Origin of the sequence: Rhizobium sp. TAL182 (assembly GCF_002117725.1) — a bacterium.
GTDB lineage: Bacteria > Pseudomonadota > Alphaproteobacteria > Rhizobiales > Rhizobiaceae > Rhizobium > Rhizobium esperanzae.
Map to the genome: position 1 here is coordinate 2635699 of NZ_CP021024.1, position 13042 is coordinate 2648740.

At 60.8% G+C, this 13042-nt stretch carries 11 protein-coding genes; 2 read left to right on the forward strand and 9 right to left on the reverse strand.

What is annotated here, in order from left to right:
* Positions 1–244 precede the first annotated feature (244 nt).
* On the forward strand, positions 245–682 hold the full coding sequence (locus tag Tal182_RS13250) for an EamA family transporter (protein ID WP_085859708.1): 438 nt from the start codon (positions 245–247) through the stop codon (positions 680–682).
* Positions 683–705: 23 nt separating this feature from the next.
* Here Tal182_RS13250 and Tal182_RS13255 read toward each other — a convergent pair whose 3' ends face one another.
* On the reverse strand, positions 706–1272 hold the full coding sequence (locus Tal182_RS13255; protein WP_245344767.1) for a hypothetical protein: 567 nt from the start codon (positions 1270–1272) through the stop codon (positions 706–708).
* Between Tal182_RS13255 and Tal182_RS13260 the strand changes: the two genes are divergently transcribed.
* Positions 1271–2194, forward strand: coding sequence for a LysR family transcriptional regulator (locus Tal182_RS13260; protein ID WP_085859709.1), 924 nt, complete (start codon positions 1271–1273; stop codon positions 2192–2194). The genes Tal182_RS13255 and Tal182_RS13260 overlap by 2 nt on opposite strands.
* Here the strand turns inward: Tal182_RS13260 and Tal182_RS13265 are convergent.
* The 8 genes from Tal182_RS13265 to Tal182_RS13300 all read right to left on the reverse strand — a co-directional run bounded on the left by Tal182_RS13265 (position 2157) and on the right by Tal182_RS13300 (position 12949).
* Complete coding sequence (locus tag Tal182_RS13265; RefSeq protein ID WP_064810561.1) at positions 2157–2885, reverse strand: SDR family oxidoreductase; 729 nt, start codon at positions 2883–2885, stop codon at positions 2157–2159. The genes Tal182_RS13260 and Tal182_RS13265 overlap by 38 nt on opposite strands.
* A 117-nt stretch (positions 2886–3002) precedes the next feature.
* Entirely contained in the window at positions 3003–3764 is a 762-nt protein-coding gene (locus tag Tal182_RS13270) for an ABC transporter permease (protein WP_064803152.1), read from the reverse strand.
* Positions 3761–4687, reverse strand: coding sequence for an ABC transporter ATP-binding protein (locus Tal182_RS13275; RefSeq protein WP_064803155.1), 927 nt, complete (start codon positions 4685–4687; stop codon positions 3761–3763). The genes Tal182_RS13270 and Tal182_RS13275 overlap by 4 nt, the downstream gene beginning before the upstream one ends.
* Before the next feature lie 702 nt (positions 4688–5389).
* Positions 5390–7003 (reverse strand): glycoside hydrolase family 43 protein, encoded by a 1614-nt coding sequence (locus tag Tal182_RS13280; protein WP_085859710.1) that lies wholly within the window; start codon positions 7001–7003, stop codon positions 5390–5392.
* A gap of 225 nt (positions 7004–7228) precedes the next feature.
* Entirely contained in the window at positions 7229–8260 is a 1032-nt protein-coding gene (gene mgrA, locus Tal182_RS13285; protein ID WP_085859711.1) for an L-glyceraldehyde 3-phosphate reductase, read from the reverse strand.
* 287 nt (positions 8261–8547) lie between these two features.
* Positions 8548–9681 (reverse strand): Gfo/Idh/MocA family oxidoreductase, encoded by a 1134-nt coding sequence (locus Tal182_RS13290; RefSeq protein WP_085859712.1) that lies wholly within the window; start codon positions 9679–9681, stop codon positions 8548–8550.
* 8 nt (positions 9682–9689) lie between these two features.
* Complete coding sequence (locus Tal182_RS13295) at positions 9690–10451, reverse strand: sugar phosphate isomerase/epimerase (RefSeq protein WP_085859713.1); 762 nt, start codon at positions 10449–10451, stop codon at positions 9690–9692.
* 38 nt (positions 10452–10489) lie between these two features.
* A complete protein-coding gene (locus Tal182_RS13300) occupies positions 10490–12949 on the reverse strand; it encodes a glycoside hydrolase family 2 protein (RefSeq protein ID WP_085859714.1) in 2460 nt (819 codons plus the stop codon).
* Positions 12950–13042 lie beyond the last annotated feature (93 nt).

The following is a 13042-nucleotide window of genomic DNA, read 5'->3' on the forward strand; positions in this document are numbered from 1 at the left end:
ACAGCTAGACAGAAATTTCCATCTCGTCAACGTGCGGTTTCAATGCTCGCAGAAAATGCAAGCCGACGAACCGTGCCGTGCGCGATGCAGCTTTACGGCGCCAGGCGGATCTGGCACCGTCAACGGCAAAACAACAAGACCACAAAGAGCAAAAAGAAACTCCTAGTCTGGTGGCACCCCGCATGTCCGATCGGCCCTCGCTTCAGTCGAAGGCTTTGCCCATGGGTGCGACAGGAGTTTCGCCATGAATTCACTCTGGCCGATCCTTATCGGCGGCATTCTGCCCGCCGTTTTCTGGGGCATCACCGCGATTTTCCAGAAGCAGAGTGCTGCGGCCGCTACCGGCTCTGCCGTCTATCTCATCGCCTTCGGCGCCGCCTGCGCCCTCGCCGGTCTGATCGCCGCGCTGATCTGGCGCCCTGTCGCCTGGACCGCCCAAGGACTTGGTTTTGCCGCAACCGCCGGCGCCTGCTTCGCCCTCGGCACCGGACTCATCAGCTTCGCGCTCTTTGCTTACGGTGTCCCGGTCTCGAAACTCGCCCCGATCTGGAGCTGCAACGTGCTGGTGACGCTGGCAATAGGCGCCCTCTTCCTCGGCGAGGCCTCTGATTTGAACATGGTCAAGCTCTCCGCTGGCACCCTCCTCATTTTGTCCGGCGCCCTGCTCGTCAGCAGCGCCTGAGGGGAATGAGCACGATAAGACGATCAAAAGGAGATGAGGACTTCGCCGATTACCGGTCTCTTCCTTGCAACGAGCGGAACCATGATACCGAAGTCAGGCTGGCCTAAAAACAGATCGGTCGTAACTCGCCGGCCGAAGAAATCGATGCGCGATCGCGAGTTCATGAAGGAACAGGGATCAGACCAGCAATCGATGCTCAGTTCACCACCCCCCTTCAAGGCCGAATACACCGTAATCGTGAGATGGACCGCGGGATCGGCATAGTCGACAAGGTCACAAGCAACATGCGGAACGCATGTTACCTCAGCGGAGATTGGCTCGTTTTGCCCCATGACCACGGCATAAGTAACTTTGACGGGCGCTGCGGCCTGCTGCGACCGGCATTCTTGTGGGGTCAAGCAGAGGAGCGTGGCAATCGCGATGTATGTGAACACGCTACTGGTGATCATGCCCTTACCCCCGCGACCGATGACAGCAACACTGGTCATTTCTGGTGTTAAAATTGCGGCACTCTTAGCCAAGCGCTGCTCCATTGCCGCCCGGTCCTCTTTATTGATATTCTGCACCTGCGCAATGCCGGAACCTGACATGACTCCACGACAACTGAAAACATTCCTTGCTGTTGTCCGGCACGGAAACCTTACGCGCGCCGCCGTCGAGGTCGGCCTTGCCCAATCAAGCCTCAGCGACCAGATACAGGCTCTGGAGGAAGAGCTCGGTGCAGAACTTTTCCTTCGCTCGCGTCAGGGCGTGGTTCCCACGCCGGCAGGCGATGCGCTGAAAGCCTATGCGGAAGAAATACTGGCGCTGAACGACGAGGCGAAGGACGCCGTCCGCTCCTGCGCCGGCAACACCGAGCAATCTGTTATATTGGGCACGCTCGAAACCATCGCCGCTCAAAAGCTGGCACCCTTGCTCTCCGTCTTCACGAGGCAGAATCCCGGCCTCGCTGTCAAACTTAAAGTCGGCGGCAGCGGGGAATTGCATGCGCAGTTGCAGCAGGGCGCGATCGATGTCGCATTCACCTTCGATCGCGGCCAGCAGGACCAGCGCTTCACCAAGCGCCGCATTTCCAGCGAGCAGTTGGTCCTGATCGCCGGCCGCGATTCGCAAGCCAGGCCACCTGCTAGCCTCGCAGCACTGAGCACCGCATCCTTCATCACGACCGAAACCGGCTGCGTCTATCGCCACCTCTTTAACATCGCCTTTGCCGAAGCGGGCCTGCCCGCACCACCCATCGTCACGCAAGCCGATAGCATCGCGACGATCATCAAGCTCGTCGCATCCGGCGCGGGCTATGGCCTCGTCCCGCGTCTTGCGATCGAGCCGTCTCCGGCGCGCGGCAATATCGTGGAACTGCCATGGCCGGGCGAACCGCCCGTCGCCTCGCTGGTGATGATGTGGCGACGCCGGCGCGTCCAGCCGTCGCACATCGCTTTCCTTCTGCAATCGGCCAGCGAAAATCTTTCGCCGGTCAGACCAGCCGATGCCCGCCTTCGACATGCAGGGTAGTGCCCGTGGTGAAGCCGTTGCCGATCAGGAAACGGATCGCATCGGCGATATCCTCGGGCTGCCCAACCCGCCCCACCGGCAGGCGCTGCGCCATCGCATCCAGCCTCGCCTGCTTGGCGTCACCGGCAACGAAGCTCCAGATCGGCGTGTCCACCCAGCCGGGCGAAACCGCGTTGACGCGGATCGGCGCCAGTTCGACGGCAAGCGCCCTGACGAGGCCTTCGAGTGCCGCGTTGACGGCCGCGACCACCGATCCGCGCGCGAGCGGCCGATAGGCCGCAATACCCGAGGTGTAGGTGATCGAACCAGACGACGGCAGTCGGGAGGCGCCGTATTTCGCCAGCAGTAGCGGGCCGTAGAACTTGCTCTGGACCACCTTTTCTGCCGCCGCCAGTTCGAGCGACGACAGCAGCTGATAGGCTCCTTCGATTTCCGCCGCCGTGCTGACGATATGATCGACCGGTCCGCACTCCCGAAACAGCGCCGCGACCTCCTCCTCCCGGCCTATATCGACGACATGGGTTCGGAGTTTCGGGTGGTCGCCGAGATGACGGCAAACTGCCGCAAGCTTCTCCTGACCGCGCCCGGCAATCGTCACCGACGCCCCCTCGTCGAGCAGACGCCCGGCAAGTGCCAGCCCCATACCGGAACTGCCGCCGACAATTATCACCTTCTGACCTTCGATGCTCATAACAGCTGTCTCGCCTCTCCATTGGGATGAGACAGCAGATGCCTCCATCGGACGCAAAAGAAAAACGGAAGAAGCCGATAGCACTATCGGCTTCTCCGATCATCGACGTTCAAGCGGTCAGTTGCGCAACCGGTATCCGGTCTTGAATATCCAGCCGAGGGTTCCCAGGCAGATCGCCAGGAACACTGTGATCATCGCCAGGCTGATCGCCGGGTTGACATCGGCGATCCCGTAAAAACTCCAGCGGAAGCCGCTGACGAGGTAGAGCACCGGGTTGAAGTGGCTGACCGCCTGCCAGAAGGGCGGCAGCATGCTGACAGAATAGAAACTGCCGCCGAGGAAGGTCAGCGGCGGCACGACAAGCATGGGAATGAGGTTCAGCTGCTCGAAATTGCCGGCCCAGATGCCGATCATGAAGCCGAACAGGCTGAAAGTGATCGCGGTCAGCAGGAAGAACAGGATCATCATGAAAGGATGTTCGATCCTGACGTCGACGAAGAGATTGGCGGTTAAAAGAATGATGACGCCGATGATCAGGCCCTTGGTGGCCGCCGCCCCGACATAACCGAGCAGTATCTCCGTCATCGCCACGGGCGCCGACAGCACTTCATAGATCGTGCCGGTGAATTTCGGGAAGTAGATTCCGAAGGAGCCGTTGCTGATGCACTGGCCGAGCAGCGTCAGCATGATGAGGCCCGGCGTGATGAAAGCGCCGTAGGACACGCCTTCCACTTCCTGAATGCGCGAACCGACTGCCGCCCCGAAGACGATGAAATAAAGCGAGGTCGAGATGACAGGCGAGATGACGCTCTGCAGCAGCGTGCGGCGCGTGCGCGCCATTTCGAAGAAATAGATCGATTTGACCGCTTCGAAGTTCATTTGCTCGCTCCCACCAGCGCCACGAAGATATCTTCGAGCGAACTCTGCCGCGTCGACAGATCCTTGAAATGGATATTGTTCTCGCCGAGCCGGGTCAGCAGCGTCGCGATGCTTTCCTGCTCGTTATCGGCGTCGAAATCATAAGTCAGGCGGCTTCCATCCGCTTCGAGGGTGAGGCCATTGCCGGCAAAACAGTCTGGCAGCCGGCTCAGCGGTTCCGCCAAATCGAGGATGAGCTGCTTGCGGCCGAGCTTGGCCATCAACGCCGCCTTTTCCTCGACGAGCAGCAGCTCGCCGCCATTGATGACGCCGACGCGGTCGGCGATTTCCTCGGCCTCTTCGATATAATGGGTCGTCAGGATGATGGTGACGCCCGAAGCCCGGAGTTCTTCGACGACGTGCCACATGTCCTTGCGCAGCGTCACGTCGACGCCAGCGGTCGGCTCGTCAAGGAAAAGAATATCCGGCTCATGGGAAAGCGCCTTGGCGATCAGAACCCGTCGTTTCATGCCGCCGGAGAGCTGACGCAGCATATTGTCCTTCTTGTCCCAAAGCGAGAGCGCCCGCAGCACCTTCTCGATATGCGCTGGATTGGCCTTCTTGCCATGCAGCCCGCGCGAAAAGCTCACCGTGTTGAACACCGTCTCGAACTGGTCGGTCGTCAGCTCCTGCGGCACCAGGCCGATCATCGAGCGGGTCGCGCGGAAATCCTTTACGACGTCGTTGCCGGCCACCAGCACGCGGCCGCCGCTCGGATTGGCGATGCCGCAGATGATCGAGATCAGGGTCGTCTTGCCGGCGCCGTTCGGCCCGAGCAGCGCCAGGATCTCGCCCTTCTCGACATCGAGGTTGATGCCCTTCAGGGCCTCGAACCCGTTGGCATAAGTCTTCGTCAGGTTCTGAACGGAAATAATGGGGGTCATGCAGGACTCTTGCAGATGCTCGAAGTATTTCGGCCCGCTATATAGTCCCTCTGTGACGCTTTGACATCCTTCGGGAACATGAACACTGCATTCACGCCTCGCCAACACCGTCGCCTTCGTCAAGCCGATCACCCATTGGTGACGGGCCTGCGATAGCCGGCTTCCGATTGCCGTCGCCAATTCTCCCTGAAAGAAAGGCAGCGGTCGGCTCCGGATGTCATCATCCGGTGATATTCATGCTCGATAAGAGAGCCGAGGCAAGCACCGGCATCCGCCCCGCCGCCCATTCCTTTGCGGAGCCGTCTTACCGGCGTTCTCGTTGCGCCCTTTTCCGCTGTCTCGGCATGTAATGAAAGTTATTGTTCAGTCACCAAGCGTTTGGAACCGGCCAGTATCCCTGTGCAGCCGCGTTCGTCTCAGCCGGCCTCTGCGCCGGCTTTTCTTTTGTGCGTGCGTCGTTGCAGCGGCCGACCTCGTCCTTCGAGGCCCTGCGGGCCACCTCCAGAATGAGGTCGGACAGAGGTCGCGGCCGTGTCGCAAGACATAGCAGCGAGCTTGGCAACAACGGATTTGGCGCAACCGAGCATGCCTATCTGGTCCGCAGCCAAATGGCACAACGACCAGCCTTTATCCTGAGGTGCATAGGCCAAAGGCCGAAGCCTCGAAGGACGAGGGCGGCTGGGAGGCAGTAGGTGCTACCCCTCACAATTCATCATAATTGAACCAGTCGAAATCCGCCGCCTTCCCTCGCCCAGACGTATCGAAGGCAAACACGCCGGCAAAGGCGCCGGTGAAGGAGCCGTGCTCCCCGCGCCCGCCCTCGTCGGAAATCACGCCGGCGTCGAGGACAGGGCCGATCCGTTGCCAGGCGCCCTTACCCTCCGTCTGCCAGGAGAATTGAAGGTCATTCTCGCGGATTTCCATGGCAAGCTGGACACGGCCCTCGGCCGGGATCGCGACACCGCTTTCGGCGGGAAAGCTGAGGCGGCCGTTCGGGTAGTCGCCGTTGCAGGAGAGGATGGTCACGCAGCGGCCGAGCGTTTCGTGCAGCGTCACGGCGATCGCGTGGAACTTGTGGCGGTTGTAATAATGCGTCAGCCCCGCGACCTGCTGATAGGTGTCAGGCGAAAATTCGATCACGGTTTCGGCGCGGAAACTATGATGCTCCTGCCGGCGCGCGACCAGCGACTGCTCGAACCAGGAGCCGATGCTTTCGCGACCGATCAGCCTGAGATGGCCGGGACGGTCCGTCAGATTGAAGATGCGCTGGGGTTCGGGCGTGCGCAGCCACTGGAAATCGGCCGGTAGCGCGCGCCCATCGAAACTGTACTCGCTGCGCATCGGCTTCTCCACCGGCGCAGCGCTGAAGGGAGCCGACACATCGACATCGGGCACTGAGGTGCCGTTTTCCAGATAGAGCCAATCATCGTCGCGCCAGACGCATTTCTGCAGGGACGTTTCGCGCCCCAGCGTGCATCGCCGTTTCGGCGGCAGCGGCCGGCCGCAGAGATGAGTGTGATAGGCCTGCCCCTCCGGTGTCTCGACATATTGACCGTGCCCGGCCCGCTGCAGCACCGCGCCCGGATGATCCTTCGAGGTGATCAGATGCATGTTCGGATGCATCTCATACGGCCCGTCGATGCGGCGCGAGCGCGCCATGGTGACGGCGTGGTCGTAGCCGGTGCCGCCCTCGGCGGTCGTCAGATAATACCAGCCGTTCTTCTTGAAGAGATGCGGTCCTTCGACGAGGCCGAGCGGGCTGCCGGCGAAGATGTTTTTGATCGGCCCCTTCAGCGCCTTGGTCGCGGGATCCCATTCCTGCAGCAGGATGCCGTCGAAGGCGGGCGATTTCGGCGAGCCGCCGAAGCTCTGGGTTCGGTGGTTCCACTGCATGTTGACGAACCATTTGCGGCCATCGTCGTCGTGGAAGAGCGAGGGATCGAAGCCGGAGGAATTGACATAGACCGGCTCGGACCATTCGCCCTCGATGGAAGGAGACGTCACGATGTAATTATGCGCATCCTTGAAATTGCCGTCGAAGCGCTTGACGTCGGTATAAACAAGCCAGAACTGCCCATCGGCATAGGAAAGACACGGCGCCCAGATGCCGCAGCTATCGGGATTGCCGCGCATGTCGAGCTGCGAGGCACGCTCTAGCGGCCGGCGCACCAGCGTCCAGTTTACAAGATCGCGAGAATGATGGATCTGCACACCCGGATACCATTCGAAGGTGGAGGTGGCGATGTAATAATCGTCGCCGACGCGGCAGATCGACGGATCGGGATTGAACCCGGGCAGGATGGGATTGCGGATCATGAACGGCCTCCTCCTAGATTATTGCGGTACGTACGTCAGATAGGTGCGGTTTAGCTAGCCTCTCCACCCTCATCTCTGTGCTTGTCACAGAGATCCAGCCGGACCAAGTCTTTAGGCCGGAAAGACCCCTTTTCACCGCGCGCACGCGCGGTGGCTGGATTCCTGTGACAAGCACAGGAATGAGGAGGGTGTGGCAACTACTGCCACATCCTCCGGTTGCCTTGCCTAATCCCGCTCGGCCGACCTCGCCCAGAGATTGATATCAGCCTCACGGGCATACACATCGATCTCCTTCAGCTCCTCAGCCGAAAACTCGATATTATCCAGCGCCTTGACGCAATCGACGATCTGCGAGGACCGGCTGGCGCCGATCAGCGCCGAGGTCACCCGCCCACCGCGCAGCACCCAGGAAATCGCCATCTGCGCCAGCGTCTGGCCACGCCGTTCGGCGATATCGTTGAGCTTCCTGATATTGTCGATGATCGAAGGGCGGATGAAATCGCGCTTCAGGAAATGATTCTGCGCCGCCCGGCTGTCGGCCGGAATACCGCCAAGATACTTCGTCGTCAGCATGCCCTGGGCGAGCGGCGAGAACACTATCGAACCCATGCCGACGTCGTCGAGCGTATCGAGCAGCCTATCGTCCTCGACCCAGCGGTTGAGCATTGAATAGCTCGGCTGATGGATCAGGCAGGGCGTGCCGAGGTCCTTGAGGATGGCGGCTGCTTCGCGGGTGCGCTGCGAATTATAGGAGGAGATGCCGACATAGAGCGCCCGGCCGGAGCGGACGATATGGTCGAGCGCGCCGCAGGTTTCCTCGAGCGGCGTCTCCGGATCGAAGCGGTGGGAATAGAAAATGTCGACATAATCGAGACCCATGCGCTTCAGGCTCTGATCGCAGGAGGCGATCAGGTATTTGCGGCTGCCCCACTCGCCATAGGGACCCGGCCACATATCGTAGCCGGCTTTCGAGGAAATGATCAGCTCGTCGCGAAGCCCGGAAAATTCCGTGCGCAGAATTTCGCCGAAAGCGGTCTCGGCGCTGCCGGGAGGCGGGCCGTAATTGTTGGCGAGATCGAAATGGGTGATGCCGAGATCGAAGGCCGTGCGGCACATGTCGATCTTGCGGTCATGCGGCGTGTCACCGCCGAAATTGTGCCAGAGGCCGAGGGAGACGGCCGGCAGTTTCAGGCCGGAACGGCCCGTGCGGTTATATTTCATCTTCGAATAACGGTCTGCGGCCGGTTGCCAGCTCATCTGAATGTCTCCTTGATAAAATATCTCTATGATCGTCATGCTCGGCCTTGTGCCGAGCATCTGCCGTGCTCTCGATAGATCCTCGGGACAAGCCCGAGCGCGCGATAACTATTGGAACAAGCGCGCTGGGTACGGCAAGCGAACGCGCGAGTTCCTACGGCTTCAAGAGTGCCCGCGACCAATCGATGCCGAGCATTCGCCGCCTGGTTTGCAGATCCTCGGCACAAGGCCGAGGATGACGTTCGGAGTGCGCACTTGGCGATCAGCAGACCTCAGGCGATACGTTATCACCTCAACAGCGCCAGCGCCTCTTCGATGCCAAGCGCGGCCGGCTGGGTGCAGGTCGTCGTCAGATCGATGAAGCGGCCCTCCTCGCCCGATTTCAGGATCGAGGTCATAACGTCGACGCCGTGCAGCGTGCGGTCGAGCGAGCAGCGCGCGTCGCGTCCCTCGATCAGCGCCATCGCCATATCGGCAAGGCCGGCCGTGCGGTAGTTGGCGCGCGCCCCGTTCGGGTTTTCCTGGTTGATCTTGCCGAAGGGGTGATCCCAGTCTTCCAGCGGCTTGATGTCCTTGTCGCGGCCGCTGGCCTCGACGGTGCCGCCGAAGAAGTTCGGGTCCGGCACGTAAAGCGAGCCGTCGGTGCCGTAGAGCTCCATATTGGCATGGCGGTGCGACCACACATCCCAGCTCGCCGACAGCGTCACGGTAGCGCCGCTGACGAATTCGAGCAGCGCCTGGATCGTCGTCGGCGTCTTAACCGGGATGATCTCGCCATGGCGCGGCTGGCTGGTGATCGTCCGGGTCGCCGATGCCATCGAGGTCATGGCGCCGACACGCTTCACAGGGCCGATCAGGTTGATCAGATTGGCGATGTAATAGGGGCCGAGATCGAGGATCGGACCGCCGCCCGGCAGGAAGAAGAAATCCGGATTCGGATGCCACATCTCCATGCCGGGGCTCATGACATAGCAGGCGCCCGAAGTGACCCGGCCGATGCCGCCGTCGTCGATGAACTTGCGGGCGAGCTGATGCGCGCCGCCGAGGAAGGTGTCGGGCGCGCAGCCGACGGCGAGGTTCCTCGCCTTGGCGATGCGGCGAAGCTCTTCGCCCTGCTCCAGCGAAAGCACCAGCGGCTTTTCCGAATAGACGTGTTTGCCGGCCTCGAGAATCGCCTTCGACACCGGAAAATGCGCATCCGGAATCGTCAGATTGACGACGACGTCGATCTCGTCATTGGCGAGCAGCGCGTCGATCGTCTGTGCCTTCACGCCATATTCCTTGGCGCGGGCCTCGGCGGCCGGTACGTTGATATCGGCGCAGGCCAGCACCTTCAGCCCCTTGAAGAGCGGTGCGAGCGAGAAGTAGGTGGTGGAGATGTTGCCGCATCCGATGATGCCGACGCCAAGTTCCCTGGTCATGATGTGCCTCAATAAGTCTTGAAGGATGCGATCGAACGGCTGATGTTGCGGTCGATGTCTTTGGGGTTGTCATGTTCGACGACGAAGTGCTTGGCCTTGGTGCCGCGAAGCGCCGCAATCAGCTTGGCCCACTCGACCTTGCCATGGCCGACATCGGCCCAGCCGTCCTCGTCCGTCGCCTCGCCTGCCAGCGCGATATCCTTGACGTGGACCGAAGTGATGCGAGAGCCGAGTTTCTCGATCCAGGCGAAGGGATCGGCGCCGCCGCGGATGACCCAGGCGATATCGGCTTCCCAGGAAATGTCGGGCGCGCCTTCGAAGATGCGCTCGATCGGCAGCGAGCCGTCGGCCAGCTTGACGAACTCGAAATCATGGTTGTGCCAGCCGAATTCGTAGCCGGCTTCTTTGTAAGGCTTGCTCATCTCCTGCAGCCGCTTGCCGAAGGCCGTCCAGCCAGCGGCATCCGAGGGGCGCTGTTCGGCCGCCAGGTGCGGCGCATAGATCGAGTCCATGCCGAGAATCTTAGCAATATTGAGCGACTTCTGAACTTCCTTCTCCAGGAAATCGGGGCCGAAGTGTCCGCTCGCCATCACCAGGCCATTCTTGTCGAGCTCGGCGCGAAGGCCTTTCAGGCCGGCATCATCGAGATCGGCGTAGATGCCGCCGAAGCCTTCGACTTCGGCATAACCTGCCTTGCCGAGCTTCTCGAAAATCGCCGAATAGGGCTGGAAGTTGCGCGCGCTATAGAGCTGGTAGCTTAGTTTCGTCATCATGTTCTCCTTGGGCCTCGTGCCCATGCTTGGGAAGATCAATCCGCCGATTGGCAGGAATGCAGGTCGTAGAACCGGAAGTCCGGCAGCTTGCCGCGTTCGAGCTGATGTGCCGGGGTGAAGGTGATACGGCGGCTTTCGCCGGCCGCGAGATCGAAGGCGTTGTCGGAATATTTGCCGTCCGTCTCGCTTTCGATCATCACGAAGAGCGCAAGTCCCTTCGCGGTGACGTTGATGTCGATGGCGCCACTCGCCTCGACATATTCATGGGTGACCGTCAGCCCTGAGGCTTCGAGCTCCAGCGCCTTATAGGTGCCGTTGACATAATGCCCCTCGCCGCCCATGCCGTTCGAGGCTGTGAATTGCCAGGCAAGCAGCGTTCCCTCGCCGATTTCGGCGACGTCGATGGTCGCAGCCGTCACCGCCGCATCCGGCGAGCAGACCGCCTGCACATCTTTCAGGTGCTTCCGCTCGCCGTTCATCGTCAGAACAGAAATTGAAAGATCGACACTGACATCGGCAAGCGTGTCGTTGACCAGCGAGAAACGGATCGTCTTGCCGTCCTCGGAAGGAATGGCCGCGACTGCCACCGGTTGGAAGAAGCGCTTGACGAGATAATGCATCGCCTTCCAGCGCCCGCCATAATCGAGGCTCGACCAGGAAGCGACCGGCCAGGTGTCGTTGAGCTGCCAGTAGATCGTGCCCATGCAATGGGGTTTCAGCGACCGCCAGTATTCCACCGCCGTCTTGATCGCCAGGCCCTGCTGGATCTGCGAGAGATAGACGAAGTTCGGGAAATCCTTGGGGAAGCGGAAATAACGGAACATCGTGCCGGCGATGCGCTCGTTGCCGCCGGCATTCTTCTGATGCAGTTCCATGACCGGGGAAGCGACGTTCATGTCCTTCTCGTCGGCATAGGTCTTGATGACGGGCAGCGAGGTATAGGACTGGAAGCCGAATTCCGAGCAGAAGCGCGGCCGCACCGAACGATAATTGTCGAATGACTTGTTCTCGTGCCAGACCGACCAGTAATGCATGTCGCCGGAGCCGTCGGCATGCCAGGCATCGCCGAAATCGAGATAGCCGGAGGCCGGGCTCGACGGCCACCAGAGCGCGCCGGGCAACGCCTTCTTCACCGCCTGCTCGATCGTTCGGTTGAGCCGGTCGTAGGAGACGAGATAACGGTCGCGGTCCTTCCGCGACTCCTCGAACCAGGTCAGCGCGCCGACAAGTTCGTTGTCGCCGCACCAGAGCGCGATCGAGGGATGGGAGGAGAGCCGGCGGACCTGGTAATCGACTTCGATCGCCACATTCTCGAGAAAGTCCTCTGTCGAGGGATAGAGATTGCAGGCGAACATGAAGTCCTGCCAGACCAAGAGGCCGAGCCGGTCGCAGAGATCGTAGAAATGATCCTGCTCATAGAAGCCGCCACCCCAGACGCGGACCATGTTCATATTGGCGGCTTTCGCCGACTGCAGCAAATCCTCAGTCTTTTCAGGCGACGAGAGCGAATAGAGCGCGTCGGCCGGAATCCAGTTGGCGCCGCGGCAGAAGACCTCTCTGCCGTTGACCTTGAACGCAAAGCGGCTGCCTGATGCATCCGGCGTGGTGATCAGCTCGATGGTACGAAGACCGATCTGCTTCGTCACCACCTCATCGGACAGCTCGACGGAGAGCGTGTAAAGCGCCTGCTCACCGCTGCCGGACGGCCACCAGAGGCGCGGCCTGTCGATATGGAAGAGGTAATTGACATCAGTCTCGCCCTTGACGCCGACATCGAGGCGCACGCGCTCTCCGTCGAGATCGAAATAGACCTGGGCGATGCCGGCATGCTTGGCATAGAGGCTCGCCGTCACCGTGAGATCGACAGAGCCGTCATTGTTGTGGGTCTGGCGGGTGACGACATGCTCGATGCGCGCCGTTTCGAGCTTCTTCAGCGCGATCGTGCCGTAGAGGCCGAAGGGTGCAATGGCGATATTCCAGTCCCAGCCGAAATGGCATTGCGGCTTGCGCAGCATGTTGCCGTCGGGGATCGGCGAATTGCCGGTGCTGTAGGGAATGTAAAAGGGCTGCTGCTTCTGCCGCTCGGCACCAACGGCGGGATTGGAGGCAAACACGATGCGGATGACGTTGTCGCCGGATTTCAGCATGCTTGAGACATCAGGCCGGTAGCGGCGGAAGCTGTTGTCGGCTTCGAGCGCCAGGAAGCCGTTGACGTAGACGCTGGCGACCGTGTCGAGATAATCGACATCGAGATACCAGTCGCCGTCGACCTCCTGCAGTGCAAAGCTGCGCTCGACCGCCCACTCACGCTCGGCGACCCACTGCACCTTCTGCTCGTTGCGCCCGAAATAGGGATCCGGGATCAGACCGGCCCGGTGAAGCGCCGTATGCACGTCGCCCGGCAGTGCGATGACGCTTTTGATCTCGCCGTCGACGGAAGTCAGCTGCCACGAACCTGAAAGGTCGATGCTGGAGGGAGACGGTTGTTGCGTCACGATTTCATTTCCGATTTCGAAAAGGGTTGTGTTCTTGAAGGAAGGGCAAATGTCGCTGTTCGGCGGCTTTCACCTATTCGTTCGTCAGAGACG